Annotated in this window: 29 protein-coding genes, 1 tRNA gene and 1 pseudogene; 13 read left to right on the forward strand and 18 right to left on the reverse strand. The window is 67.5% G+C overall.

Translation table 11 applies throughout. The annotated features are described in order from the left end of the window. Positions 1-244 precede the first annotated feature (244 nt). Together GFH49_RS29485 and GFH49_RS29490 are read left to right on the forward strand one after the other, a co-directional pair. Positions 245-1,471 (forward strand): IS110 family RNA-guided transposase, encoded by a 1,227-nt coding sequence (locus tag GFH49_RS29485; protein WP_155053965.1) that lies wholly within the window; start codon positions 245-247, stop codon positions 1,469-1,471. A gap of 257 nt (positions 1,472-1,728) precedes the next feature. After that, positions 1,729-2,325 (forward strand): hypothetical protein, encoded by a 597-nt coding sequence (locus GFH49_RS29490; protein ID WP_230396564.1) that lies wholly within the window; start codon positions 1,729-1,731, stop codon positions 2,323-2,325. Here the strand turns inward: GFH49_RS29490 and GFH49_RS29495 are convergent. The 3 genes from GFH49_RS29495 to GFH49_RS40555 all read right to left on the reverse strand — a co-directional run bounded on the left by GFH49_RS29495 (position 2,322) and on the right by GFH49_RS40555 (position 3,516). Then, a complete protein-coding gene (locus GFH49_RS29495; RefSeq protein ID WP_155059112.1) occupies positions 2,322-2,876 on the reverse strand; it encodes a hypothetical protein in 555 nt (184 codons plus the stop codon). The two genes, GFH49_RS29490 and GFH49_RS29495, sit on opposite strands and share 4 nt — an antisense overlap. A 131-nt stretch (positions 2,877-3,007) precedes the next feature. After that, positions 3,008-3,277, reverse strand: coding sequence for a hypothetical protein (locus GFH49_RS40550; protein ID WP_230396565.1), 270 nt, complete (start codon positions 3,275-3,277; stop codon positions 3,008-3,010). Positions 3,278-3,279: 2 nt separating this feature from the next. Beyond that, positions 3,280-3,516 (reverse strand): hypothetical protein, encoded by a 237-nt coding sequence (locus GFH49_RS40555; protein WP_230396566.1) that lies wholly within the window; start codon positions 3,514-3,516, stop codon positions 3,280-3,282. Positions 3,517-3,593: 77 nt separating this feature from the next. Here GFH49_RS40555 and GFH49_RS40560 point away from each other — a divergent pair, with 77 nt between their 5' ends. Then, a complete protein-coding gene (locus tag GFH49_RS40560; RefSeq protein WP_230396567.1) occupies positions 3,594-3,833 on the forward strand; it encodes a hypothetical protein in 240 nt (79 codons plus the stop codon). Here GFH49_RS40560 and GFH49_RS29505 read toward each other — a convergent pair. Further along, a complete protein-coding gene (locus tag GFH49_RS29505) occupies positions 3,830-4,273 on the reverse strand; it encodes a hypothetical protein (protein WP_155059113.1) in 444 nt (147 codons plus the stop codon). The genes GFH49_RS40560 and GFH49_RS29505 overlap by 4 nt on opposite strands. Positions 4,274-4,536: 263 nt before the next feature. Between GFH49_RS29505 and GFH49_RS29510 the strand changes: the two genes are divergently transcribed. The 5 genes from GFH49_RS29510 to GFH49_RS29530 all read left to right on the forward strand — a co-directional run bounded on the left by GFH49_RS29510 (position 4,537) and on the right by GFH49_RS29530 (position 7,480). Next, positions 4,537-4,761, forward strand: a complete 225-nt coding sequence (locus GFH49_RS29510; protein ID WP_155059114.1) for a hypothetical protein — start codon at positions 4,537-4,539, stop codon at positions 4,759-4,761. Positions 4,762-4,801: 40 nt separating this feature from the next. Continuing rightward, a complete protein-coding gene (locus GFH49_RS29515; RefSeq protein WP_155059115.1) occupies positions 4,802-5,179 on the forward strand; it encodes a hypothetical protein in 378 nt (125 codons plus the stop codon). A 162-nt stretch (positions 5,180-5,341) separates the two neighbouring features. Beyond that, a complete protein-coding gene (locus tag GFH49_RS29520) occupies positions 5,342-6,133 on the forward strand; it encodes an SPDY domain-containing protein (protein WP_155059116.1) in 792 nt (263 codons plus the stop codon). 105 nt (positions 6,134-6,238) lie between these two features. Next, positions 6,239-6,697, forward strand: coding sequence for a hypothetical protein (locus tag GFH49_RS29525; RefSeq protein WP_230396568.1), 459 nt, complete (start codon positions 6,239-6,241; stop codon positions 6,695-6,697). A gap of 228 nt (positions 6,698-6,925) precedes the next feature. Continuing rightward, entirely contained in the window at positions 6,926-7,480 is a 555-nt protein-coding gene (locus tag GFH49_RS29530; protein ID WP_408055969.1) for a hypothetical protein, read from the forward strand. Positions 7,481-7,573: 93 nt separating this feature from the next. Here GFH49_RS29530 and GFH49_RS29535 read toward each other — a convergent pair whose 3' ends face one another. From GFH49_RS29535 to GFH49_RS29565, 7 genes are all read right to left on the reverse strand, one after another. Next, positions 7,574-8,014, reverse strand: coding sequence for a hypothetical protein (locus GFH49_RS29535; protein ID WP_230396569.1), 441 nt, complete (start codon positions 8,012-8,014; stop codon positions 7,574-7,576). Positions 8,015-8,113: 99 nt separating this feature from the next. Beyond that, a complete protein-coding gene (locus GFH49_RS29540; protein ID WP_155059118.1) occupies positions 8,114-9,823 on the reverse strand; it encodes a relaxase/mobilization nuclease domain-containing protein in 1,710 nt (569 codons plus the stop codon). A gap of 1 nt (position 9,824) precedes the next feature. Further along, the gene (locus tag GFH49_RS29545; RefSeq protein WP_155059119.1) at positions 9,825-10,466 is read right to left on the reverse strand and encodes a MobC family plasmid mobilization relaxosome protein; all 642 of its coding nucleotides are present in this window, start codon (positions 10,464-10,466) and stop codon (positions 9,825-9,827) included. Positions 10,467-10,506: 40 nt separating this feature from the next. Next, a complete protein-coding gene (locus tag GFH49_RS29550) occupies positions 10,507-10,926 on the reverse strand; it encodes a hypothetical protein (RefSeq protein ID WP_155059120.1) in 420 nt (139 codons plus the stop codon). A 63-nt stretch (positions 10,927-10,989) separates the two neighbouring features. Continuing rightward, positions 10,990-11,895: a hypothetical protein gene (locus GFH49_RS29555; protein ID WP_230396570.1), complete on the reverse strand. Its 906-nt coding sequence runs from the start codon at positions 11,893-11,895 to the stop codon at positions 10,990-10,992. A 488-nt stretch (positions 11,896-12,383) separates the two neighbouring features. After that, entirely contained in the window at positions 12,384-13,079 is a 696-nt protein-coding gene (locus GFH49_RS29560; protein WP_155059138.1) for an ATP-binding protein, read from the reverse strand. Then, positions 13,076-14,032 (reverse strand): hypothetical protein, encoded by a 957-nt coding sequence (locus tag GFH49_RS29565; protein WP_155059121.1) that lies wholly within the window; start codon positions 14,030-14,032, stop codon positions 13,076-13,078. The genes GFH49_RS29560 and GFH49_RS29565 overlap by 4 nt, the downstream gene beginning before the upstream one ends. A gap of 513 nt (positions 14,033-14,545) precedes the next feature. On the opposite strand from GFH49_RS29565, the gene GFH49_RS29570 reads away from it, so the two are divergent. The 3 genes from GFH49_RS29570 to GFH49_RS29580 are packed head-to-tail and all read left to right on the forward strand — an operon-like array spanning position 14,546 to position 16,841. Further along, positions 14,546-14,827: a helix-turn-helix domain-containing protein gene (locus GFH49_RS29570; RefSeq protein WP_155059122.1), complete on the forward strand. Its 282-nt coding sequence runs from the start codon at positions 14,546-14,548 to the stop codon at positions 14,825-14,827. A 52-nt stretch (positions 14,828-14,879) separates the two neighbouring features. Beyond that, positions 14,880-15,260, forward strand: coding sequence for a helix-turn-helix domain-containing protein (locus GFH49_RS29575; protein ID WP_196218162.1), 381 nt, complete (start codon positions 14,880-14,882; stop codon positions 15,258-15,260). Between the two features lie 48 nt (positions 15,261-15,308). After that, the gene (locus tag GFH49_RS29580; RefSeq protein ID WP_155059123.1) at positions 15,309-16,841 is read left to right on the forward strand and encodes a LacI family DNA-binding transcriptional regulator; all 1,533 of its coding nucleotides are present in this window, start codon (positions 15,309-15,311) and stop codon (positions 16,839-16,841) included. Positions 16,842-17,216: 375 nt separating this feature from the next. Here GFH49_RS29580 and GFH49_RS29585 read toward each other — a convergent pair whose 3' ends face one another. The 3 genes and pseudogenes from GFH49_RS29585 to GFH49_RS29595 all read right to left on the reverse strand — a co-directional run bounded on the left by GFH49_RS29585 (position 17,217) and on the right by GFH49_RS29595 (position 20,069). After that, complete coding sequence (locus GFH49_RS29585; protein ID WP_230396571.1) at positions 17,217-18,965, reverse strand: RNA/DNA-binding domain-containing protein; 1,749 nt, start codon at positions 18,963-18,965, stop codon at positions 17,217-17,219. A 331-nt stretch (positions 18,966-19,296) separates the two neighbouring features. Continuing rightward, positions 19,297-19,493 (reverse strand): annotated as a pseudogene (locus GFH49_RS29590) (transposase); the annotation flags it as partial. Between the two features lie 87 nt (positions 19,494-19,580). Then, positions 19,581-20,069 (reverse strand): FliH/SctL family protein, encoded by a 489-nt coding sequence (locus GFH49_RS29595; protein WP_230396572.1) that lies wholly within the window; start codon positions 20,067-20,069, stop codon positions 19,581-19,583. Between the two features lie 132 nt (positions 20,070-20,201). On the opposite strand from GFH49_RS29595, the gene GFH49_RS29600 reads away from it, so the two are divergent. Then, positions 20,202-21,044 carry a PE-PGRS family protein gene (locus GFH49_RS29600; protein ID WP_155059125.1) on the forward strand — a complete coding sequence of 281 codons (843 nt, stop codon included), beginning with the start codon at positions 20,202-20,204 and terminating at the stop codon, positions 21,042-21,044. On the opposite strand, the gene GFH49_RS29605 is transcribed toward GFH49_RS29600, so the two are convergent. From GFH49_RS29605 to GFH49_RS29620, 4 genes are all read right to left on the reverse strand, one after another. Beyond that, a complete protein-coding gene (locus GFH49_RS29605; RefSeq protein ID WP_155059126.1) occupies positions 20,974-22,611 on the reverse strand; it encodes a PE-PGRS family protein in 1,638 nt (545 codons plus the stop codon). The genes GFH49_RS29600 and GFH49_RS29605 overlap by 71 nt on opposite strands. A 235-nt stretch (positions 22,612-22,846) precedes the next feature. Then, positions 22,847-22,920, reverse strand: a tRNA-Pro gene (locus GFH49_RS29610). Positions 22,921-22,954: 34 nt separating this feature from the next. Next, a complete protein-coding gene (locus GFH49_RS29615; RefSeq protein WP_155059127.1) occupies positions 22,955-23,752 on the reverse strand; it encodes a Pr6Pr family membrane protein in 798 nt (265 codons plus the stop codon). Between the two features lie 238 nt (positions 23,753-23,990). Beyond that, on the reverse strand, positions 23,991-24,917 hold the full coding sequence (locus tag GFH49_RS29620) for a metallophosphoesterase (RefSeq protein WP_155059128.1): 927 nt from the start codon (positions 24,915-24,917) through the stop codon (positions 23,991-23,993). Positions 24,918-25,118: 201 nt separating this feature from the next. Here GFH49_RS29620 and GFH49_RS29625 point away from each other — a divergent pair, with 201 nt between their 5' ends. After that, positions 25,119-25,583, forward strand: a complete 465-nt coding sequence (locus GFH49_RS29625; protein WP_155059129.1) for a GatB/YqeY domain-containing protein — start codon at positions 25,119-25,121, stop codon at positions 25,581-25,583. Positions 25,584-25,604: the final 21 nt, after the last annotated feature.

Below are 25,604 nucleotides of genomic sequence, written 5' to 3' on the forward strand. Positions count from 1 at the left end.
GCCTAATGGGAGCTGCCGGGTCGGAGAGACTCGGTGCCGTAGCCGCCAGCAGGTGAGCACTTATGTCGCCGGAACCACTGTGAGTTCTGTGGTCAGACCGTGCCCCTGCTGGTTGGCCGGAAGGCCATGACCGCTGATGGGGTGGCGTGCCCGCCGAGCTGAGCGTGAGCACTGGATCCATTAGGCCGCGTGCCGTGTCTTCCGCGGGCTGCATGACCGGGAAGTACCTGACCTGGAGGATGAGTTGCTGCTGATCGGCGACGACTGGGCCGAGGACCACCACGATGTCGAAGTCCAGGACACCACCGGCCGCCGCCTCGCGACCGCAAGGTTGCCCGAGGGCGCGGACGGTATCACCAAGCTCCACGAGCTTGTGGCGAAGCATGCGGGTGAGGACCTCGTCCCCTGCGACGTGATCGTCGGGATCGAGACGGACCGCGGCACCTGGGTGCAGGCCCTGCTTGCGGCCGGCTACCGGGTCTACGCGATCAACCCTCGGCAGGTCGCCCGGTTCAAGGAGCGGTACAGCACCTCCGGCGCCAAGAGCGACAGAGGCGACGCCCACGCGCTGGCCGACATGGTCCGCATCGACCGCGACCAGCTGCGGCCCATCGCCGGCGACAGCGACCAGGCCCAGGCCGTCAAGGTCGTCGCCCGCGCCCACCAGACCCTGATCTGGGAACGCACCCGCACCTTCCAACGACTGCGCAACACGCTGCGCGAGTACTTCCCCGCAGCCCTGAACGCCTACGCGAGCCTGGAGCTGACCAGCACCGACGCGCTGGAACTGCTCATCAAGGCGCCCACCCCCCAGGCGGCGGCCAGGCTCACCCGCATCCAGATCACCGCCATCTTGGCCCGCGCCCGACGCCACAACCGGGACCAGAAGGCCGGGGCCATCCAGGCCGCCTTGCGCGAGAAGCACCTGGAACTGCCCGAGCCGGTGGCCGCCGCCTACGGGGCCACCACGACCGCCCATGCTCGTCTCCTGATCGCCCTCAACGAACAGATAGCCGCGATGGAAGAGCAGGTGAAGGCGCATTTTCTCGCGCACCCGGACGCTGAGATCTACCTCTCCATGCCCGGCATCGGAGAGATCACCGGCGCCCGGGTGCTCGCCGAGTTCGGGGACGATCCCACCCGTTACAGCTCCGCCAAGGCCCGCAAGAACTACGCCGGAACCAGCCCCGTTACCCGGGCCTCCGGCAAGAGCCACACCGTCCAGGCCCGCTACGTGCGCAACAACCGGCTCGCCGACGCGCTTCAGCGCCAGGCGTTCTCCGCCCTGCGGGCCTCACCCGGCGCCCGCCGGTACTACGACAAGCAGCGAGCCCGCGAGGCCGGCTACAACTCTGCCCTCCGCCAGGTCGGCAACAGGCTCGTCGGCATCCTCCACGGATGCCTCAAGACCCGCACCCTCTACGACGAAGCAACCGCCTGGTCGCACCACGCACAACCCCATACCGCTTGACACCAAACGACATGGGGTGTCTGACCACCCCCGTGAATGGACACGCTTAACTGGCCACGAGGAGCGCTTGGTGTGCGCGGGAGTACCGGACATGTCGCTGTCATGTGCACTGCTTCGTGGTGATCCGTGCGCCTCTGTCGCCGAGGAGCGGGGGCCGGGCAGGCGGAGAGCAATGACGTAGCGACAACAGGGCACAGGGGTTTCCGGCGGGGGCCGACAGCCTCGACGTGACGAATCAGCGGGCACGGCCGGGAGCTGTGAACTATGCAGGCAGCACTGGCGGCGAATCTGCTGGACGAGGTCGCCGGTCCTGGGGATGCGCGATTGCTGGCGCTGCGGCTGTCCAGGGGGACCCGGGTCCGCCTTCCCCATCCCTTGCCTATGGCGGCCAGAAGCCGGACGAGGAGCAGCAGCCGGACGACCAGACTGGTGCCGGCGGATCGTCAAGCAGCCGGGAAGACGACCTGCCCGACTGGGCCCGCAAGGAACTGGCGAAGGTCCGCAACGAAGCGGCCGGGTACCGCACTCGACTGCGGGACGCCGAGACGAGGCTCTCCGGGGCCAAGAGCCCGGAGGAGTTCGAGGCCGCCCTCGCGGACGTGAAGGCCAAGAACGCCGACCTTGAGCGCTCGATCCTCGTGTCCACCGTGGCCCGCAGGTTCGATCTCCCCGAGGCCCTGGCGGGTCGCCTGCATTGCAAGACGCCCGAGGAGATGGAGGCCGACGCGAAGGCCCTTCAGGCTCTTGTCACCCAGGGGTCTCCAGCCACCCTCGGCGGTGGTTTCGACCCGTCCGGCGAGGACGACGGAGAGATGGACCCACGCAAGCTCGCGCGGCGTTCCAGGCGCTTCTAGCCCCGCAGCTCCCATACGGTCATGTCAAACGTGACAGGCCCCTTCGGGGGCGCCGAGGCTACCCGCAGGAAGGCAACCCGGCCTTCGCTGGTTTCCACGCAGATGCCGCGCCCTCGTTGCAAATTGTCTATCGCGTCACTGGCGTTCCTCAGTACGGCTTGCAGGCAGTCGGCTTCCTGAACGGCCCCGGAAGTCGCAGCGATCGGGGCAACCGTTCCGCCGAGGTAGCCGTAGACCTTCGCGTTCTCCATGGCCCCGGACGCGTCCGTGTTCACGAGGATGTCGACGCCTTTCGGAGCTTCGCCCTCTACGAGCGGTGCCCTTGTATCTAGCTCTAGAAAGCTGCCGTTCACGTCGACCTCAACGGCTTTAGGGCCGAACATGATCTTCGACGCCGCCTGACGGGGCGTGGGCGATGCCCCCGAGACATCCGCCGAGCCTCCTCCGCCCGTCGAGGGCCTTCCCGCGGCTGAATCTTGATCGTCCGAGGGGGCAAGTGCGAGATATACGGACACGAGAATCCCAACGACGGGAATCACGATCCCGATCACCCACCATGCCCACTTTGGCTGTCCCGCACCCTGCCTCGGCTCAGAGGGCCTCGTACTGGGCCTTGTTCGTGGTTGATGTCCTTGCATCTGCACCAGGCACCCCGTCAGGCATCTTTCGTCGCTTGAGGCGATCACGCTACGACAGCCTCACAAACCTCGGCTAGCTCAGCCGGTAACGATCCAACCCGCCAACCCGGCGCCAACCCCTTGTAGAGGTAGTCCAGTTGCCCACCGCACAGCATCAGGTCGTAAAGCCCCGGAAGCTCGTGAACACCGCTGTCGGGATGCTCGAACAGGAGCTGCTCATCCCGAACCTGTTCCAGGAGCAGGGCGTCGACCAGTTCAAGGGTGCCGAGAACGACACCATCTCCATGAAGGTCGAAGGCATCCTGCCGTTCCATGACTACGCGTGGCGCAACGACCGCTCGAACCCGATCGTCTTCGACGAGTACGTGGAGCGGACCATCGCCGTGACCTTCGGCGGCAACGTGTACTCGGCCGTCAAGCTCACCGACGAGCAGAACGACTTCGACATCGACAACTGGTCGAAGCTCCGGCGCCCGCAGTCCAAGGCCGTCGCGCGCGGTCTCCAGCGCCGGGCCGTCAACCCTCTGACCGGCCAGACCTGCAGCGCCACCATCGGCAACGCTCAGCAGAACCTTCGCTCTGCGATGGGTTCGCGACTACGACCCGCTGTACATGCAGGACCGCTCGGTCGTGAACACATACGCGGGCTTCCGGCCGGTGACGGACATCCTCGTCGGCTGGGACGGTACGAACGAGCCGGAAGTGATCTCCGCCGAGGAGCACTTCGTTCGCGGCATCAAGCTCACGCTCGCCAGCGGCCCCAACTACCCAGCCGCCAGCAGCGAGTTGACCACCATCAGCGGCGTCTCTGACGCGAAAGTGTGGACCCCGGCCGGCATGAAGGCCGAGAGCGACCTGGCGAACGCCTAGTTGTCCTCCTCTGCCGCGACGGATGCTTCCTTCAGTTCCTCGACTTCCGCTTCGGCCGAGTGCTTGTCACCAAGGGCCCGAGCAACATCGTTCAGCAGCACGAGGTCGACCCTCGCCACACGGCGAGCGGTCGCGACGAGGGTGCGGAGCCGTCGCGGCAGGCGATCGTCCGGCCGTACCCCGTACCACTGCTCGGCGATCAGCTCCTTCACCTGGCGTTCCGACATGTTGAGCACTTTCGCGATGCCAGGGATGTACTTCGGCGCGGGAGGGGTGTCCATGTGGTAGTTGGCCATGTTGTTCCACCATCCCGCGGATCGGCTCTCCTCCTTCCCGCCGACATCCCAGGTCCTCGCCTCCATCTGGCTATAGGTCATGCCTGCGGCGTTGCGTGCACGTACCGCCTGGCTGAATACGTCCCTGAACACATCGTCGGTCACACTCGCATTCTTCAGTCAGATGAACAAACTGTCTAGCTGTTTAGAGAAACTGGAGCGGTTCGCATGCGCATCCACCTGAACGCCGCCTGGCAGACAGGAGGTTGAGTGCCTTATGCAGACCTCGACGAGCTAAAGGGCCGCCTCGACTGGGACCTCGATCCCGACGAGCTGCGGATCGCGGCCGGTGCGTTGGAAGACGCGTTCTAGTCCTGGTACCGATTCGGACCGTGGCCGTTTTAAGCCCTCCGATAGCCTGCTCTGCCATGGCAGACGTGTCCTGGGCCGACGGCCTCAGTGCGGTGTCCGCGCTTGCCGGTGTCGTCACGGCGTTCATTGCGCTGCGGATCAGCCGTACCGCGAACGAGGCCGCCCGTCAATCCAACCGGGCGGCGGACCAGGCGAACGCGACTGCCGATTCGGTGGCGGAGGTGGAGCGGGAGCGCTGGCATCACGAGATGACGCCGCGCTTTGACGTCACGATCACCTAGCTCGGGTCGGGCAGTGACCAGGCCAGTCTGATGCTGACGTTTGAGAGGGCCGCCTGCACTGGAGCGTCTGGACGCGGTCGAGATCGAGATTCGCGACGACGGCTACACCCACGGTTCTGGCCTCGCTGGCGGACCCTCTCAACAAGACATCGACGAGACGATTTGGGGACCGTACCGATTCAAGCCGGGCATCGACGGGGCCTCCACCAACGGCCGCAAGGTGCCCGCCGCTGCCATGGAACTGGGCGAGTGGCGCAAGCTTGCATTGGAGCAGTCCTTTGCCGCCGCCCGGACCGATGGTACGTACTGGCGCAATCGGTACGCCGGTGCACCAGTACGGTTGTCGGTGCGCTGCCGGCGCGAAGGCCGTCAGCCGTGGGTCCTCACCTACAACGTTGACGTGGCCAACCCGCAATGACTCGTCGCGTGCGGTGCTGACGAGGGACGCACCCGGCTTCCCGCCCGACTTCGATCGGGCTCGGTTCGGTGGCAAAAACGACTAGGTTCGCTGTCAAAGGACAAAGTTCGCCGGGGGCAGACAGGAAAGACCCTCTGAAGGGCTGGTGCGTGGCGGCAAGCCATGTCAACGTACAACGCCCTGCTGGAAACCACCCCCGAGCCTACGGAGGCGCCCCTGCACCGGCACCACCCCAGCGAACCCTCCCATCCCGACTTGCCTGACCCGGCGTACTGGGTCACCCCGCGCCACTTGGCCGGCGATGACGATGCGCTCGCCGAGCGGATCGGCGACACCCTGGCCGACCTCGGCTGGCGCATGTGGCCCACCGCCCGCCACACCCTCCTGTACGTGAGCCCGAACGGGCTGTGCGGCGCCGAGTGGGTCCTCGCGGCTTACCCGTTCGAACTGGGCGGGCTGCCCGTGGCCTGGCAGCTGAGCGCCCGCCCGCATGCCGACTCCGCGATGGCGGAGTGGAACGCCTACTTCACCGCCGGCATCCCGTATGAGGCACTCGCCGACCTCCTCGTGGCGATCGACGCCCGCGAGGCACCCGACATCGGCTTCGAAGGGCCCGAGACGGTCCTCAATGCGCTCGGGGCCCAAGGCTGGGTCCGTGACCCGGACAGCCCCCACACCGCCGCAATGGACCCCGGGTTCTCCGCCACCGTCTCCCTGGGGCTGCAGCCGCCGCTGGTCCAGGACGCGGACCCGCGCCCTGACTTGATGGGGTGGCAGGCATGGGCGGAACCCGTTCTCGGCGCCCCATATCTGTGGTGCGCCAGCTTCAGCGCCAACGTCCCCCATGACCTGGTCGCCGCCTTCGCCTCCTCTCTGGCCTCGCCTGCCCTCGTGTCCCGCCGGACCCTGCCCAAGGACGCCGAGGGCCGACTCATGATCGTCCGTCGCAGATGACGACCCACGCTCTGGGAGTGGCTGTTGTGCTGCTCCTCGCCGACCACCGATTTCCCTGAGCGGACCGTTCCCCGAACTCGCCAGCTGGCAGAGAAGGAGACCCGTATGTTCCGAATATTCCTGCGACGTGCTCGCGCCGACCGTGAGTTCCGTAATGCCCAGCGTGCGGGCCAAGAACTGCTGAGGATGCACACCGAAATGCTCTGGCCCGACGCGCCCGGCTCCGTCGCCGCTATCGCCCAGGGCACCACCGAGGCTGCGGTGGTGCCCGACTTCCTGCCGCCGGACTTTCGGGCGCCGTCCCGCCAGGACGTCGCTGGCTTCATGATGCGCTGGGACCAGCCGCTCGTCATTGACGATGAGGTACGCGAGTGTCCCGAGTGCGGCGCGTACCGGAACTGGGTTGTCTGCTGCATGCGCGATGACTCGGTGTGGCTGCGGTGCCGTGCCGGCCATGAGACGAGGGAACTGGGCCTGGATGCGGCCTGGTACAACTGCCACTCCGGTCCGGCCGACCGCTGGCACCCCACCCTTGAGGACGGGCTGCGCCACCTCGGCCACTGAACCCCGGAATCCAGTTGACCCCGTTTCCCTGTCGGCGCTCGGAGAGCACGGCCTGGTCAACCTGTCCGCTCCGCAGATCACCAAGGGGTTCTCATGCGCCTTCACACCACGACCGTCCTCAGCCTCACAGCCCTCGCCCTGACAGGCTGTTCGACCGGCAGTGCTGATTCCATCGGCCCCACTCCCTCGACGGCCGTCTCGGCGCACTCAGACGGCGATAATGCCCCGGTGTCGGCCTCACAGTCCTCGTCCGCGCTGGCGGAGCGGCTCCTGGACGAGAGGGATCTGGGTGAGGGCTACGTCCGGCAGCCGCAGCGCCCAGAGCGGCACCATGACGTCTCGGTGATCGGCTGTCCAGCGCTGGAGGAGCTCGGTGTTGAGGCTGTGGTCGGCGGCAGCCTCGATTTCTCCCACAAGGCGAAGGCGTCCTTCACCTACGTCGGTGACGGCGGTTCCCAGGTGTCCGAGGAGCTGTACAGCGACACCGAGACCAGGCTCTCGAAGGGCGTGGCCCGGATATTCGAGGCGATGACCTCCTGCCCCACGTACCAGGTCCTCGGTGGCAGCACCTCCGTCACGGTCACGGCTCAGAAGGCGCTCGCCGCCCGGTTCGGCGACGAGCAGTGGAGCCAGTTGCTGACCTTCTCCTCTGGCGGGCGTAGCAGCATCGTCAAGCAGACAGCCGTCCGCACCGGGGCGGTGGTCGTGGTTGTTTCCGGCTCGCCGGGCCTTGTCGACGCGCACTTGGCCAAGGCCGTCGACAAAGTGCGGCGCATACGGTGACTTCGGGGGACGTGACGGGGGCCGGTGACGGGGATGTTTTCCCGGTCACTGGCCCCCTTCCTCATGTGGGGATGCGGTTGGTGCCGTCGTTTGTCAGAAGGCGTACGGGGTGAATGGACGGACAGGTTCAATCGCCGCGTTGACCAGCCGCTGGAGCTTCAGATGCTCGTTCTTGTTCATGATGTCGATGGCGTTGCCGAAGGACTTCTCGTCAAGCTGGCCCAAGGAGGGGGCGAGGAAGCGGTCCAGGACCTCGGGGGCTTCGAGCCAGGTCTGCAGGTACTCGTGGCACCGGCCTATCTGCTCGTTCGCCTCTTTGACCTCGTCGATGGTGGGTGCGAGGGCGGCGGCCTGTTCCGCCTTGGTAAAGGGGCCTCCATCGTGGTGGAGCCAGGTCCTGGTGCCGAAGTGGTACTTGAAGTACGCGCCGCACAGCTGGGCGACGACGTGCCGGCGGGGTTCGGTGAGGGGGATGTGGGTGCTCCTTTTTGAGGGGTGGGGCGGTTGGGCAACACATAGGATCCGGAGAATCACCGGTTTCGGTAACCGGGGATGTACAGCTACGATCCGTCGCTTCGTATCGGTTCGTGGCTGCGCGTGGTGTCGTTGCTCGTCTGCGTCAGGGGGTCCTGCTCAGCGGGACTGTCCTGGGCGGGATGTGGGCGGCGTGTACGCGCCCGGGAGTCCAGAACCGGTCTGTGGGGCGGTCTGAGTGCGAAGGCGGCGAGCCTGCGCGGTTCGTGCGCCGTGGCCGGGTGCGTGCCGGTCGCCGAGGCGTTGGATGCGCCAGACGAGGACTTCGGATGCTGACTTGGCGTCGTCCAAGGGGCGGTGCTGGGCTGCCTGCTGGAGGACGGCGGCCGGGTTGTGGCCGGTGGCTTCGGCGGCAGCGAGGGTGGCGGTGAGGGCGGGCCAGGCGTTTTCGGTGAGGATCTGTTCGGCGTGGCGGGGCAGGACCTCGTGCAGGGTGCGGACGTACCGGTGCACCGTGCTGTCAGGGGGATCGTGCTTGGCGAGTGCGGCGAGGCTGGTGGGGGCTATCAGGTCATAGGCGGCTTGCAGGTGGGTGAGCGTCTGACGGGCGGCGGCCACCTGCCGGTCGTGGTGGTGTAGTGCGCTGCGGCGCTGGGCGGCGAGGACGACGAGGATGGCGGCGTCCAAGAGCATGGCCAGCCCGGTGTGGTCCGCGGGCTGGTAGCGCATGGCCTTCAGCGCGCCCCGCAGTGCGCGGGCGTGCTGGTGGTCGGCGCGGGCGCGGGTGTGGGCGGCCTGTTCGAAGGCGGCAGCCGCACGGTGGAGTTCGGCCTGGAGTCGGACAGGAGCATGGGCGGGTAGCGCGTAGAGGACTTCGCCGAAGACGGTGAGGTGGGCCTGGACGGCGCCGTCGTCGGCGTGGGCGAGGTGGTGGGGGATGCGTTCGGCGGCAGCGGTTGCGACGTGCCACGGGCTGGGGCGGTGATGGCGAGCTGCTGAGGCTGCGGTGGGCAGTGCCTCGGCGGCGGTAAGGCGCTGTCGGATCTGAGGGAGGGACAGGTCGGTGGCGAGGCTGGAGCCGGAGAACCAGATGGGCGTGCCGTCGTCGGGCAGGGCGACCTTGTAGCCCTGAAGGTCACCGGAGGGCAGGGTGCGGGTCTCGACTTGAAGGCCGGCATCGGCGAGCAGGTTGAAGAACTCATCCAGATCCTTCGCATGGGACAGCGCGGTACGCACGATGTGCCGCAGCCGCTCACGCGCGGTCTTGTCGCGGCCCAGTCGCTTGGCCTTCTCCTCCTCGGCCCGGGTGGAGCGCTTCACCGCCGAGGTACCAGCAGCATCTTCGGAACCACGTGCAACCCGGGTGAGGCCGAAGTCTTCCTCGATGGCTGTGAGTTCGTTCATGGCGCGGCGGTAGTCGTTCCAGTTCCGCGGCGGGCGCAGATCACCGCGCACCTTGGTGGCGACGATGTGGATGTGATCCTCCGCGTGCCGCACAGCTACCCAGCGGCAGCCGCCCGGATCGCCGTCGGGTGCGATGCCGGTCTCGTGCACCATGCGCCGGGCGATGGTGGCCCACTCGGCGTCAGTGAGGATGCGGTCCTCGGGCGCAGCGCGGATCGAGCAGTGCCACACGTGCCCCTCAGGCGCCTTGTCGCCGGCTTGCTTGACCCGCAGATCCAGGGCCTGGGCGAGCTGGCCGAGCCGTTGCTTGTGGCCAGGGCTGTCCCAGGGGCCGGGGTCGGGGATGAAGTCGTCCCAGGAGGCGACGATGTGCTGGTCGGTGTGTTCGTTGGCGCGGCCTTTGTCGAAGAGGTAGGCCAGCACGCCGTAAGTGTGGCTGCCCGGCTTGACGATGTTCGCGATCACCTCACACCGCCCACTTCTGCCCGGCTGCCCGGAAGGCGGCGTCGTCGATCGCCCGGACCGTGTCGCGGGCAGTGGTGAGCAGACGGTCCGCCCGGTGGAGGATCGCGGCGTCCACAGGGTGTGGATCGCCGTCTGCATTGAGGCGGCGGGCGATCTGGTTGACGTTGTTGCCGATCCGGGCGATCTGCGCCCTCATCGCGGCGAGCTCGTCGACCGCATCGTCGTAGACCGTGCGCTCGGCAGCGACGGTGATCTCACCGCGGACGCGGGCCATGGTGGCGTCGGCAATGTAGCGGGCCATGGTCACGTGAGCGGTCTTCGCTGACGACTGGATGTCGTGCTTCTCGTGCGGCGCGAAGCGCGCGGTGACGTGCTCGGAGCGCTGCGCATCGAGGTTCGCGCGGCGGTACGGCGCACGCTGCGTGGCCCCAACGGAGGGATCGCGCGGCTGCTCGCCGGCGCCCACCCGCTCCTGCTCCGGCACGCCCTCGTGCCGGAGCTGCTCCTCCGCCACCCCCGGGGCGGAGGAGTCCGCGATGGACTGGCCTATGGACGGTCCATCGCCATTGCTTGCTGCGCGTGTGACGGGAGTGGTGACCATCTGCTTTTGGGGGATGGGGAGTTCGGGGTACTGGTCGCGCACGACGAGATGTCCTTGTGTCGGGGTTGCGGGGGCGGTGGGTTCAGGCGGCGCGCGGTTGCGTGATGAGCTCGGCGAACTGCTCGGCGGCGAGGTCGAGCAGATCCACCTGACGCCGCTCCGGGAGGCGAGCGGCGGTGGTTAGCACGTCGTCGATACGCGGGTCGAGGGTGCTGACGGCATCCAGTCCGGCGGCGCGGGCGACAACCAGTCGCAGCTCGGCCTCGAGCCAGGCCCAGTGCTCGGTGGCGGGCACCGGGATCCCTTCACCGGCCGTGCCCCTGAGACGGTTCAGGTAGCCGCCGCCGGCGGACAGGATGTCGGGCAGGGGGATGTCGTCGCTGGCCATCCATCGGCCCTGGTCGAGCAGGGTGAGGATGGCGCAACGCAGCATGCTCATCCCGTCGCGTTCCGGAGCGGTGCAGATCGGGCAGGCGTCGTAGTTGCAGGTCCAGGCGGACACGGTCGAACGGGGCATGGCAGGCGGGCCTTTCGGCGATGGGTGGTTAGAGGTGCGGGGGAGAGTTCAGTGGGGGTGGCCTGTACGGGCGGAGTCCTGGTGCTCGGCCTTGACCGCGTTGACGATGCTCTGGGCAAGGTCGGTGCCGACCTGGTGGCCGTCGGCACGGACGGCTGCCTTGAGGGAGTCACGCGAGAGGCGACCCGTCTCGCGGTAGACGCGCTCCGCGTACGTGATGAGGGCATCCCGCGGCAGGTCGGGCTTGCGCCCCGGGCGTTTCGGCTCCGGCCTCTCGCCAGGCTCGGCCCTCGCGTCTCTGCCCGCCCTCACCTCCGAGCCTGCATCAGTAGCGGATCGAGGGCGGACGATGGATTCCGGGCAGTCCGACCGGTGTACGCCTTCGTCGCCCGGATTCGGTACGAGCTCCGGGCGCTCGCGCCTTGCCCGCTTCGCCGCGGCAGTGCGGGGCTGGCTGACTCGGTCTCCGGGCGTCTCCCACCGTTCGGGCAGCGGGAGCGAGGCCAGCCGTGTGGCCTGTTGCCGGGTTCCGAGCTTTCGCAGCAGCAGCTCGTCCTGGCGAAGATCACCGTCGACGTCGGCCCTCTCCAACGCTTCGTGCAGGCGCCGAGTCGCACGTCGGCCACGCCCCTTGTTGCGCTTCGTCTCGGGCATTGCTTCGATGCGGAGGATCAACGTGACGGCCTGGCTCAGGGCGCGCTCGCGGATGAGTCGTGCGGCATCGGCGTCCTGGTCGTGGATGCCCAGGCGCGCCAGGAGTCGCTCGCGTGCCTGCCGGCCGAGGATCGCGAGCAGGCTGCGTGAGGCGGCCTCGGGGGTGTGGTTGCGTAGCTCGATTCCCATGGCTAGGTGCCAGAGGACTGCGGCCATGATCGGGCCGATCAGGGAGCGGACCGTGCCGCCGACGGGTCCGGACTCGGCGTAGGCGGGGATGATCTGGCCTCCGGTGATCACCCATACCAGGACGCCAGGCGGTCCCGGCGCCTGCCTGGGGCCCTTCAGGTTCTGGCGCGCGCGCCATCAAGGCCATTGCAAACAAGGCCAGTTCAGCGGTGGCGAACATGAAGGCGCGCTCGACGGTGCTGCCCATGTCGAGGTAGTCGGAGGCGAAGCGCCAACTGGTGTCCGCACTGTAGGCGGTGCAGCCGATCGCGGCGACAGCGGCAACAGGGATGGCGACGGTGTCACGGAGCCGTTCGGCTCCCGGCTTTCGTCGGCGTCGGCGCGAGGCGGCGGACAGCGCGGCGACTAGAAGCAAGACCGCGATGGCCGCAGGTGCGGCGATCCAGTGCGGCAGGCCGGGTGCGCCGAGGTCGACGGCGCTGATGAGCGTGGTGGTGCCAGGTGTCATGCAGAGGCTCTCCAAGGGGCCCGCACGGTGCAGGGCAGGCGGAAGCGCGGGCGGGCGATGCGAGACAGTGAGGGAAGGGAGCGCGGGCCGGTCAGACGGCGAGCGCAATACGGCGCCGGTCCGGCCCGGTGAGGATGACGCGTTCGGTCATCTCGGCGAGGCGGGAGGTGACGCGGTCGCCGAGCGCGGTACGCAGCTCAGGGATCGGCAGGTTGGTGGTGATGAGGGTGGGGAGCATGTGCTCGTACCGGTGGTTGATCAGCCGGTAGGTGAGCTCCTCGGTCCACTCGCTGGTCTTGGCCGCGCCGAGGTCGTCCAGGAGCAGCAGCGGGCATCGGGCGAATGTCTGGAGCTCCCGTTCGCCGTCGTGACCGGCGCGGGGGCGGAGCCGAGCGTGCAGGTCGGCGGAGGTCGTTGCCTCCCAGCGCAGGCGGACGCCTCGGGTGAGGAGGGCGCGGACGGCGCCGTACGCCTGGTGGGTCTTGCCGGTGCCGGTGGGGCCGGCGATCAGTAGCGACGGGCCTTCGGCGATGCCGGGTCCGCTCGGGCCAGGGCGTCCGGCGCGGGCGATCTGGTCGGCCCAGGCGGTGATCTGAGGGTGGTCGGCCAGGGCGCGGCGGTAGCGGGCGGGGATGCGGGCGTCCGCGAGTTCCAGTGCCGTGACGGGCTCCGCCGGCGGTTCCTCGGCTGTGACACCGGGGTCGATACCGCGGCTGGCCAGGATGGTGTTGAGCCGGTTGGCGAGCGGGCCGACGTGGTGGGGCTCGCGGGCGAGGGTGGCGGTCAGAGGTGACCTCCGTAGGCGGCGTCGACATCGGTGGGGTTCGTCCACGGCCTGTGGACAACCGCCGCCGTGGGTGCGGCGTTCATGGCCTCGTGGACGAGGCTCGGCAGGGTGCTGGGGTGCAGTCCCTTGGCCCGGTGCCGTTCGAGCCCGGCTCGGATGTGGGCGAGGGCGATGCCCTCGCCGAGCAGCTTGTGCACCTCCCGGCCGAGATGGCCCAGGACGTCCTTGGGCGGACGGTGGGCACAGGAGGCGGCGTACTCAGCGATGAGCTGCTGGGCCGAGACAATGTCGGGCGCGGGGGCGCTCGCGCCCCCCGAAGGGGTATCTCCTAGATCCATGATCCTAGGTCCTAGATCCGTACCGTGAGACGTCCCCGAAGGCTCACGCACACCTCCGTAAGCCTTCCTTGACGACTCCCGGAACCGATTCTGACCTGCAACTTCTTCGTCCGGGTACGGATTCAGTGCAGGCTCGTGCGGTTGCCGCGCATCCTCACCGCCTCCTCCGTGAGAGCCCTGTGCGTCCTCCCGGAGGGCTGGGTGCGATGCCGGTATCACCGCCTCAGTGACGCCGACCGCCTCCACGCTGTGCGCAGTGCCAGCCCGGGCATCGTGGATCGGACAGTCAGGCAGGCGGCTCTTGCTCGCCCGGTTGATCTTCTGATGCAGGCGCCACGTGACGACGTGCAGGTACCGCTTCTCGTCCGTGCCCTTATAGCGGCAGATCAGCCCGGCGTCGGCGAGCTGGGCGAGGTCCTTCTCGACGTCCGAGGGCCCGTGTTCCGGGCGCAGGACCCACAACTGTCCGGCGATGATCGCGGCGTGGTCGCGGTGGCGGCCCTGGTCGTCGGCCTGGGTGAGCAGACCGAAGAAGGTGCGCTCGGCGGTCAGGGAGACGGCGGCCAGGGACTCGGAGACGAAGGCTTCCGGCTTGATGGTGCGGATGCGTGCCAAGTGCGGGGCGGTCCTCACTCGGTGGCCGGTGCACGGGCACCACGGCTCACCGTCGGTTGGGGCGGTAAGGGCTGAGGGGCAGAGGGAATTGCCGGACTTCGGCGCGGGCGCGCTGACGACCGATCGCGTTTTCCGGGGGTGTCGTCAACATAGCCACACCCGGGCCACGCAAGTCCAGCCCTATCCGGCGCAATCTCTGACGGCAGAAAGGCCGCAGGAAATCATGCTGGATGGCGGGCGGGACCAGAACCGTAGGGCACGATCGCCGGTTGACCAAATAGTTGTCCTGCCGACCGAGCCAGAAGCATCACAGCGGGAAGCCGTTGACCCGCTGGCGACGGGCAAGCTACAACACAACACCCCACGTCAGAAGCGCATCGAGGTGTGCGCGGAGGGCGCTCGCCTTGGATATGGGGGATGGAAAAACTGCCCTGCCCGCCGTCCGAGCGGGGCGCAACATAGCCGACGATCGCCGGTTAACCAAACCGGCGAATGCAAGCTACAACTGGAGTCATGGCAGCACGTTCTCTGGAAATAGGTCCGGCAGGCATAAGGGTCGCCCACACCATCGAAATCCTCCGTACCGAACGCGGTCTCGCCCAGCGTCAGTTGGCTGGCCGTGTGACCGCCCTTGGCCACCCCATGTCCAACACGATGCTCTCTCGCATCGAACGCGCCCAGCGTCGCTGCGACGTCGACGACCTTGTCGTGATCGCCGAAGCCCTCCTCATCTCGCCCCTCGTGCTGCTGCAGGGGCCGACCGCCACTGTGACGAGGGCCGTCCAGCACCGCTGACCGAGCACGCCCCCAACCGAGTTAGGACCCACGCTTCTTGCACCACTCCGCGATGCCCCCTGCCTCCGTGCACCACCGTCCCAGCACCGAGGGCGAAGCTGCCTTGCCTCGTCTCTACCGCCCCGAGGAGATTGCCGAGGCCCTCGGCTGCTCAGCCTGGTGGGTCAAGGACCGCGCCCGGCGCAGCCTCATTCCGCACACACGCGTCGGCCGCGCCTACCGCTTCACCGCCGAGCACCTCGCCGAGATCGTCCGCCTTCACGAAGCGCGCCCAACACGATCCGCAGACAACGCGGCAGCCGCCCCAGCAGCGGCAACGCCTCCCGCCGCACGAGCCCGCGCCTCCCAGTCCCGCCGGCCCCCTACGGCCTCGACGGCGGGGCGTCTGCGGGCCCGGCCGCCGCGTCGTACCCAGTACGACACCGTCGCGTAGCGCGTCCACGTCAGCCACAAGCCACGAGCAGGGGGAGGAAGACGGAAGTTGGGTTTCGCGGAGAAGCGCGGAAACTACTGGCGCGGTCGGTACAAGACCGCACCCGGCAAGCACAACACGGTCGTCGACGAGAACGGCAAGGCGATCCGGTTCGCCACCAAGGGCGAGGCCCAGCGCGCCGCGAGTGAGGCCGAGAACAAGTACCGGCGCGGCGACTGGCGCGACCCGGTGCTTGGCCAGGAGACCTTTGGCGAGTACGCGAACCGCTGGTACGAGGCCCAGGACCTGGCCGCCTCGACCATGCAGAACTACAAGCGCCACATCGAAGAGCACCTGCTCCCTGACTTCGAGGACAAGGCGCTCGCCGGCATCCTGCGCACGGACGTCGACCTGTGGGAGAAGAAGGAGAAGGCCGTCTACGCGGCCTCCAGCGTCAAGACCTGGCGCTCGACACTCCACCTGATCTTCGAGGACGCGATTGACGAGGGCCTGATCACCTCCAACCCCGCAGCCAGACGGCGCGGGCGAGGCAAGCGCGCCGGCCGCTCCCGCGATCGCGGCCCGGAGAAGGTCGTCACCGACGCGTTCGGCATCCTGCTGACCGCCGAGAGGGCCGCCCTGCTCTCGGGCCGCGACGACGAGTTCGTTGCCGTGGTCCTCAAGGGCTACACCGGCATGCGCTGGGGCGAGATCGTCGGCCTGGAGACGGCGTTCGCCCGCCCCGGCTCGATCCGCGTCGAATGGCAGCTGTACGAACTCGACACGGGCGAGCTCGTGCGCTGCCCGCCCAAGGACGACAGCTACCGCAAGATCGACGCGATGGACTGGCTGTCGGCCCTGGTCGCCAACCACGTCGCCCGCACGAAGCCGACCCCCTGCCCGTGTCACGGCAGGACGTACGTCTTCCGCGGGCAGGGCACGGCTCGCACCGGCGGCCACCAGGGCGCGAAGCTCGTAGACGTCGCGCGCCGCGCCGGCGTCTCGACGGGCACGGTGTCCAACGTCCTCAACCACCCCGACCGAGTTACCGAAGCCAAACGGTTGAGGGTGGAGCAGGCCATCGCGGACCTGGGGTTCGTGCGAGGCGGCGCGGTCTCGGAGCACGCTGCCCACTGGCGCCGAAACGGCTTCGCGACGTGGCTGTTCACCCCGGCGGTCTCCGGCTGGTACCCGAAGAAAGCACCACAAGAGGCCCGTCCCGTACCGCTGCTCGGCGAGCCATGGCCCGGCGTTCCGGCCCGAGGACGCGGCGCCGGCGCCCGGGCCGACGCCTGCTGGCTCCCGATAGCCAAGGGCCTCACACCCCATGGCCTCCGCCACACCCACCGGACGATGATGGAGGACCTCGGCACCGAGAAGGTCCTCATGGACCAACGCATGGGCCACATCGACGGCTCCGTCTCGGCGCGCTACGCCCACGTCACCCCTGGCATGCGTAAGCGCCTCATGCTCGGACTGACTGAGCAATGGGAGACGGCGCTCGATGCCCGGTTGGCGATGTATGCCACGTCACCGGTACGGGTCCTCAACGATCTACTGCGTGCACGCAGCGAGGCCCGCAGTGTGACCATGCCTGGATGACGTGCGACACCTGTGCTCCACGCGATCACCTCGCGGGGCACAGGTGTTTGCTTCGTGTAATCGTTGCTCCGAAACGGCCCCACAATCAGGCAGGGGCCGACCCGCGATGCGGATCAGGCCCTGACCTGGTGTTTCACCGTCGGTGGCGGGGCGCGGCCTCTTCTTCCCGAAAGCAACATAGGCGGGCTGGACTATGAGTCGGTGTCTTTCTCACCTGCTGCAATGCTGCATGGGCGTCCATGCCGGTCCGCCGCCGTGCGCGGGCGTTGTAGCGCAGATAGGCACACACTTCGCCCTGGAGTCCAATCCTGCAGTCGAGCCGCAGCCGATAGTGGTTGCCCGTCGGAACCGCGGACCTACCTGGATGGGCACGAGTCAGAAGATCGTTTCGTCTGGTCCGTTATCCTCCCCCTCAGGTGCGATCTTCTTTCGGGGGCGCGTCCTTTTTGCCTTCGGGAATGCGGGGCCAGGTCCATAACGGACGGCTGTTCCGCGCTTTTGTTCGGATGTTCGCGTGATTACTTCGCGACCAACGAGATCGCGGAGAATATCCCGTGCCTGATATACGTCCACATCAAATAGGCGCTGAATCGTCCTATTGTTCACCTCGCCGTAGTCGACGATGTGCTCGATAATCTTCTTATCGATGTCATCGATTGCTCGACTGTGATATGTGACGGCACTGCCAAGTCGGGCTACTACTTCTGCCCGGAGGCGATACGTGGGGAATCTGTTCCGCATGGTTCCGCGACTGGGTTCCAAAATGTTGAGGGGGTCGACGGATAGTCTGAGGAGTGCCGCCTGGGCCTCCTCCTCGGTCCGCTGAATCACGTGCGCAATTTCGGACGCCTTGACGGTGCGCTTACTGCAGAGCATGCGAATGATGAGCAGTGCATCAGTGTCGTCTTGCTCGTCCTCAGGGAGGGAGGCGAGAAACTTTGCGATTCGTGTATTAGGTGGTGCTCCCCGAAATAGCACGGAAACTTGTTCTGAATCCTCCGAGATGACGGGTACATCGCGCCCGGAGCGAATCATCTCGCGGAACATTCGGTCGACGCCCTGGCCAACTTCTTCGGCGAGGCCCAGCAGCCGGAACGACGCAGCGAGCGCCGGGTATCGGGCCCGAGACCCCCGAGTGAGGATGTTGCTCGTCGTAACGCCGGACACAAGAGGGCCGGGAGAGTCGATCTTCAGGTACTGCGGCGAATGCTCGATGCGTACAGGAACGCGGAGGCGCCAGTCGCCGTGGATCAGTGCGTTTACGATTGCTTCGCGAACGGCTGCGGATGGGTAGTCTTCAATTTGCAATTGGCGGCCGTCAGGAAGGGTTACCGGCGTGATCCCCTGGCGCGCCCGGACGGCCTGGAGGATTTCCTCGAAGGCCAGAACGAGCGGTGTGCCGAGCCTGAGAATTGCATCAGTCTCACCCGCTTGAGTTCGGCGGTGTTGATAGACAATGGCTTCGGCTGGAGATGATGCCGCGTCCTGGCACAACATCAATTCACCGGCTCGGGTAAGCGTGCCGTCATCCGCCACGGCCTTCATCGCCTGCAGCAGATCGCTATCGTTAAGCCTTCCATGCCTTTGGCGTGTGACGTCGATAGAACTAGTCAAAAGCCTTCTGCAGTAGCGAAACGCCAAGGGGTCAATATCATCGACGGAGCGGCCGCTGGGTGTACCTGACCAGTCGAATCCTCGGCGTTCCTCTGCCAAACGGGTGACATCGGACGGGCGCATCGGGATGCAGTCAGTGTTGATTCGCTGGTAGGTGTAGCCCTTGGCTGTGGAATAAACTTCAAGGCCCTCGGGTACTGAGATGACCAGAAGCCTCTTGCCGGAAAATGTGACCTCGTCGACTTCCACCAGTAGAGATGGGGTCGTGAGCTGGTGGATCCGGCCCCGCAAGGTGGATGCATCCAGGTCGCAGCCGATGAAGGCTTGCTCGCCGCTGCGGGCATCGACAACACCTACGACGATCTTCCCGCCGCTGGCGTTGGCGAAGCATACGGCGGCCTCCGCCAGGTCAGTGAAGGCGTCCTTCTGGTTGGGCTTGGCCTGCTTGAAGTCCAGGGTCTCTGACTCGCACTTGGCTGCAGTCGTGCCGGCTAGGACCTTCTCCAGCACTGGGAGGACCGAGGATGGCATCGTTTGAGGCTCCTTTGGGGGAAGTCTTGCAGTCAGAGTAGTCCCAAAGGAGCTCTCAAAGGATGTGAGCCTCGCTTGTGAATCGCGACTGGAGTCAGCATTGGATGTGAGGCTGGCGGCGTTTCCTGGTTGAGTCAAGCCGCCGCTGCGACTGGCGGGGTGGGCTGGCTCGCCTTGTCGCGGACGAGTGCTCAGAGCATGCTGGTCGGGCGCCGTGCCATGGGCGATGGCGGCTTGGACGTCTTTGTAGCCACCGCAGCAGCTCTACGTGGTAGGTGTGGTTTGGACCTTCGCAGATGATGCTGGTCTACGTGGTGAGGTAGAAGACTCTGCGCAGGCGGCGGCTGTAGCGGTTGGAGCGATGCAGGTTGCCGGTGCGACGCCAGGAGTCGCGTGGAACGGGCATCAGCCCGGCTGCAGACGCCAGGTGGTCGGCATCCGTATAGGGGGTCATGTCGCTGCGGCGACGACGAATTCGGCCCCGAAGATGGGGCCCATGCCCGGCAGCACGGGGCAGGGCAGGGCTCACTGGCGAAGCTCGTCGACATCGCGCGTCGTGCCGAAGTCTCCACGGGCACGGTGCCCAAGGTCCTCTTACCCGTCCGTTGCCGGTGCCCGACTGACGATGTCGGACAGAGGCCCGCGATAGGTGGTGCCGAGCTTGCTCACCACGCCCAGGGTGGGGCCGGGTCCGCTCTTCATGCGGCTCACGTAGTTTTCGGGCAGCAGTACCCGGTCACCGACCTCGAGCGGTGTGCTCCCGCGCCAGCGGTAGGCGTATCCGCCGACGTCCACAACTTGATGGCCGTCGATCTCGTACACGCGCTTCGCGTCGTCCAGTTGTTCCTCAAGCTCTTTGACGCGCTGTTCCAACCGTTCGATCCGGGATCTGGAGAAGGTCGCGCTGCTCTCGCTGCCGGATTTGTAGCCTTCGCTCCACCCGCGTCGGTGAGCCTCGGCCACGGCTTTGTCCTGCTCCGTGGCATGCGTGCCGCACGCCACGTCCGAGCCCGATATCCGGACCTTGCATGGGTTCCCGGAGCGGGTCGGACGCCCGCAGGTGCGGTTGTGCTGGTCGGTCATGTGAGATCCCCCTGGGAGAAGTTGACCCGTGATCTTCTCTCAGGTTTCTGCCGAGAGGACGGCGGAAACGAGACATATCTCGGATCTGCTGATTGGGGCGTGGCTGTGTCGTCGACCTGGCTCAATGGACGTATGGAGAATGGGGAACGCTGGGCGTATCGGGCCACACCGAAGGAGCTGGGCGGCGCGGTGCGCCAGGTGGAGATCGTCCGGGTCCGCGGCTCTGGAAGATCAGGGCACGTACACGTGCGGTTCCTGGATGGTGACGAGGCCGGCTTGCAGGAGTGGGTGGGCCTCGCCTGCCTGGTGGCCTCGTGGAGTGACGTCGAGTCCTTCAGAGCGGATGACGCAACGGAGTTGGCATTGGTGGAGGCATCCCGCCACGTCCGGGGCAGCACGGAGTTCGAGGCCGCCCGCATGGTCCTCGGATTCGTCCGCCCGAAGAACAGGCTGCGCCTGCGCCGAACGGTGGCGGACGCAGGCGTTCTGGAGCTGAACCGCATCGACGAGACTGCACCGCTCATCGGCATGGACGCGGCCGAACTACGCGGCGACACCATGGTGTGCGAGAACCGCCACGGCATGTGCCTGGCCGGTTGGACGGTCACCGAGCGCATCGCCCGCCACGTGGCCGGACGCCTCGCCGACGAGATCCTTCCGGAGGTGGACCGCAAGCAGCAGGACATCGAGCAGGAGCGTGCCCAGCCCTCCTGGTACTCCTACAGCCGCCGGGACGATCGCAAGTTGGACGCGGAGGCAGCCGTCCTGCGAACCGTCCGGGTGTGGTGCGGCCAGGACAAGGCCGACCGCTACGACGAGTTGGTTGCCCTACGCGCCGAGGTCATCCGGCTCGGGGAACTGGTCGAGAAGGCGGTCAAGGCCCTACGCGATCGCGGCCACGGCGTCATCGCCTCCACCATTGAGCGCGACCTTGGCGTCCATATCTCCAGCCTTGATCCTGACGTGCGTCGATGAGACCGCGCCACGGATCTGGCTCCGCCTTGGGCGGCACTGGCTGTGTAGCGGGCTTCTTCTCCTTCTCCGGTCGGTGTGGGTGCCAGCCGTCGAGGAACGGTCGTAGCTGATCTCCTGTCGGTTCCGCGTGGAAGTTGAGAGAAGCCAGGCCCTTTCCGTTCTTGGTGGGGTCGAGCCGGTCGGCCTCCGCCTTCCCCCAAGCCGACCACTCTCGCAGTCTCTCGGCTTCGAGGGCGTCTTCCGACGCCGCGGCGGCTTCATCCAGAGCGGCGCAGAACGTCCGGATCTCCCCTGCAACCTGCCACCTCTCAAGGGCCGTACCGAAGTGCTCGGCCCGTGCCGCGTGAACCGCTCTTATCGAAGCCACGCTGACGGCGGCCTCCCACTCCCGCCGCTCGCGCTCCTCCCGCTCCGCTTCCAGGCGCTGGCGCTCGGCCTCCTGCCGCTCCCGCTCCTCTCGCAGGCGCTGCTGCTCCGCCTCACGTTCCAGCCGAGCCCGCTCCTGCTCCTCCGCACGAGCCTTCAACGCCCAGAAGACTGAACCGATCTGCTCCTCCAGAGGCTTCTCAGCCGTGTCGGACCATTCCTTCTTCCAGCCGTAGCTGTAGCCCGACTGCTGGCTGACCAGCAGCTCCAGTTCGCCGGACGGCTCGAACTTCTGGGCTGGGGTGACACGTTGCCAGTCGTACGTACGGCGGCCCGGCTGCTTGGGGACGTACCGGACCGGCTTCTGCCGTTCGCGGAAGCTGACCTCGTACGTCCTGCCGTGGACGGTGAGCAGCGGCCTCGGCTGCCTGCGCTTCTTCGACACTGCGATCTCGCCGTGGCGTGCGAGGGCTTGCTCAGCGAGGAGCCGGAGCAGCGAGAGCACCCGAGGGAGGACCTCCTCCGAGATCTCGAAGGCACTGTGGTCCGCGCTGACTGCAGCGATCACGTCCTTGACATCGGTGATCACACGGCTGCGCGCCAGCCGGATCCGGTTCCACTCGGTCTCGTCCTCGCCGGTCACCCTGAGCAGACCGAGGAAGAAGTCCCCCTTCGCCCGCCCGCTGTACTTCAGGTGATACCCGTCGGGCGCACACTGCCGCGCCGCGTCGAACGCCCTGCGGTAACGGGCCCGCTCCTCGTCGCTGGGGTCCGGGATCCTGAGGAACCGCCCAGCCTGCTGTACTTCCGCGATCAAAGCCGTGCCGACTTCCGCCGGCGACGGCTGTGGGGGCTTGGCTGCGCGCTGCGGCGCTGGCTTCGTCGTGGACGGGGCTGCGGCTTGCTTCTGTGGTGAAGGGGTCGCTGGTGTCCGTTGCTCGGGACCCGTCAACCGCTGCTTGCGCTGGGCTGGCTCCGGGCGGTCCGGGTGATGGCCGTGCTCCAGATAGAAGCGCCCCGCGTCGGTGATCTCCGCCTGCCATTTCCCATCCTGTTTGGGCATGGTGATCAGGCGCCGCTCCTTGAGCGCGCGGGCGGTAAGAGCGAGCTCGGGGCTGTCCGACGTGACGGGGTCGGTCCCGTCGCCGATGCGGGTGAGGAGTGAGAGCTGCCGGTCGTTTAACGGAGACCATGGGTGCATGGCGATCGTCGTACCGTCTGTGGTCTTCTCGGCACAAGCCGTGGGGTGACCCTTCCAGGGCGCATGCAGCGCACAGCGCGCTCGAAGGCGGAACGCCCTGGCGGGGAGCCACCCGGGAGCCGGATCCCGAAGGCCACACCCAGTTGGCTCCCAAATGGCTCCCAAAACGGGGCCGCACAGCAAATCAGGCCCGGTGCTGATCTCTCAGCGCCGGGCCTGACCTGGTGTTTCTCTGTCGGGGTGGCGGGATTTGAACCCACGACCTCTTCGTCCCGAACGAAGCGCGCTGCCAAGCTGCGCTACACCCCGATCGTCGCTGCTCGTCGCGGCGACGTCGTTTACTTTAGCCCACCGGTGGCTGGAGACGAAATCCGGTTTTCGTGCGGTGATGGGGGCGGTGACGGAGGGGGTTGGGGCGGATGTGGTCGAGGGCTGTCAGGAGGACCGCCAGGGCATAGATGGCGAGGCCGAGGAGAAGGGCGTTGCCGAGGACGCTCTTGTAGCCGTGCTGGTCGACGTCGAGGAACGGGTAGAGGTAGCGGGCCGGTGTGCCGGGCAGGATCAGCTCGCCTCGGGTGAGGGAGAACGCCAGGTAGGTGAGCGGGTAGAGGAGCCATGTCGCCGCCTGGCGCAGGTGCAGGTGGCCGGGCGCCGTCAGCAGCAGCCACTCCAGGACCGCCGCGATCGGTGTCACCGTATGCAGTACCTGGTTGGTGATCGCCTGTATGCCGGTCGGCGCGGCCATCTCGTCGGTCATCGAGAACGGGCTCGCGGCGTTCGCCAGCAGCAGGTGGTAGACGAGGCCGGCGATCGCGACGTAGAGGAGCGTCGCGCCGGTCAGGGCCGACGGCAGTGGGCGACGGGCGGTCCAGGCGCGGCGGGCCGAGAGGATGAGGACCAGGGCCAGCAGGATGTTGCTCTGGATCGTGAAGTAGCTCAGGACCCGGACCGGGCTGCCGAGGGCCAGGTCGACGGCCACGGCTCCGGCCGCCGTCAGGGCGACCAGCAACCGGAACACGGCGGCCACCGGGCGCCGTACCGGAGGCACCACCGCCGTGGCGGGGACATGCGAGGGCAGCAGCGCGGGCACTCTGGGAATCGCGGGCAGGTCCGGGATGTCCCTGGGTATCGGGGCGGTCATGCCCTCACGCTAAAGAGAATGGACAAAACGGGCGATGCGGGTGGTCCGTGTGGGTTACCTGGTCATCGCTCGCCGTTACCGCTGCCCAGCGTCAGGTCCACGCCGGTCCACGCTGCCCCGTGCCGGCCCAGGACAGTCCACCTCGGCCCACCCCGGTCCGCGCGGAGTATCAGCGGTCTACCCGCCGCCCAGATACTCCCCGCTGCTCCCGCTGCTCCCGCTGCTCCCGCTGCTCCCCCTACTCCCGCTCCACCAGCGTCAACAACGTCGCCTCCGGCGGGCACGCGAACCGTACCGGCGTGTACCTGTTCGTCCCGCACCCCGCCGACACATGCAGAAACGCCGTACGGCCCTCTGCCCGATGCCTGCTCAGCCCCTTCACCCGCTCCGTGTCGAGGTCGCAGTTGGTGATCAGGGCGCCGTAGAAGGGGATGCACAGCTGGCCGCCGTGCGTGTGGCCGGCCAGGATCAGGGGATAGCCGTCCGCTGTGAACGCGTCCAGCGTGCGCAGATACGGTGCGTGCACCACGCCCATCGAGAAGTCGGCGTCGCCGGAGGGACCGCCGGCCACGTACTCGTAGCGGTCCCGCTTGATGTGCGGGTCGTCCAGTCCCGTCAGCTCTACCGACGCGCCCTCGATCTTCAGCGTCCCGCGCGTGTTCGTCAGGTTCAGCCAGCCCGCCGCGTCGAAGCCGTCCCGGATGTCCTCCCACGGGTTGTGGATCGCGCCCACGACCGGCGGGTTGCCGTTGAGGCCGTGCTTGCCCTGGACCTTCTCGATCAAGTACCGGGCGGGGTTGCGGGGTTTGGGGCCGTAGTAGTCGTTGGAGCCGAAGACGTACGCGCCCGGGAACTCCATCAGCGGGCCCAGCGCGTCCAGCACCTCGGGGACGCCCTCGGGGTCGGACAGGTTGTCACCCGTGTTGAGCACGAAGTCGGGGCGCAGGCCGGCCAGCGAGCGCAGCCAGCGCTGCTTCTTGCGCTGGCCGCTCACCATGTGGATGTCGGAGACCTGGAGCATGCGCAGCGGCCGCATCCCGGCAGGCAGGGCCGGGACGGTCACCCGTCGCAGACGGAAGGAGCGGGCCTCGAAGCCCGCCGCATACACCAGACCGGCGGCGCCAGCCGCCGCGATTCCCAGGGGGACTCCGTATCGCGCGCGCATACAACCATCGTGTCAGACCGCGGGCATCCGCCGCGTCCGGCCCTCGACCGGTCGTGCTCCCGCGCTCCGGCCTCTCCCGCTTCCCCGCGGCCTCTCCCGGCCTCTCCCCGCCTTCCTCCGGCCTCTCCCGCCTTCCCCCCCCGGGCCTCTCCCGCTAAATCAGCGGGCGTTCGTGCTCCCGTACCTGCGACAATCAAACGCATGACCACGCTCAAGTCGAAGCTGCAGGACGACCTCAACACCGCGATCAAGGAGCGCGACGAGCTCCGCTCCTCGACGCTCCGGCTGACGCTCTCCGCGATCACCAAGGAGGAGGTCGCGGGCAAGGAGAAGCGCGAGCTCTCCGACGACGAGGTGCAGAAGGTGATCACCCGCGAGGCGAAGAAGCGGCGCGAGGCCGCCGACGCCTTCGCGCAGGGCGGTCGACCCGAGCAGGCCGAGCGGGAGAAGGCGGAGGGCGAGGTGCTCGCCGCGTATCTGCCCAAGCAGCTCAGCGACGCCGAGCTGGAGCAGATCGTGACCCAGGCCGTCGAGGAGGCCAGGGCGGCGGGCGCCGAGGGGCCGCGCGCCATGGGTGCCGTCATGAAGATCGTGAACCCCAAGGTCGCCGGGCAGGCCGAGGGCGGCCGCGTCGCCGCCGCGGTCAAGAAGCTGCTCGCGGGCTGACAGCAGTCGGTCCCCGCGGCC

Source organism: Streptomyces blattellae, assembly GCF_009709555.1.
Lineage (GTDB): Bacteria > Actinomycetota > Actinomycetes > Streptomycetales > Streptomycetaceae > Streptomyces > Streptomyces blattellae.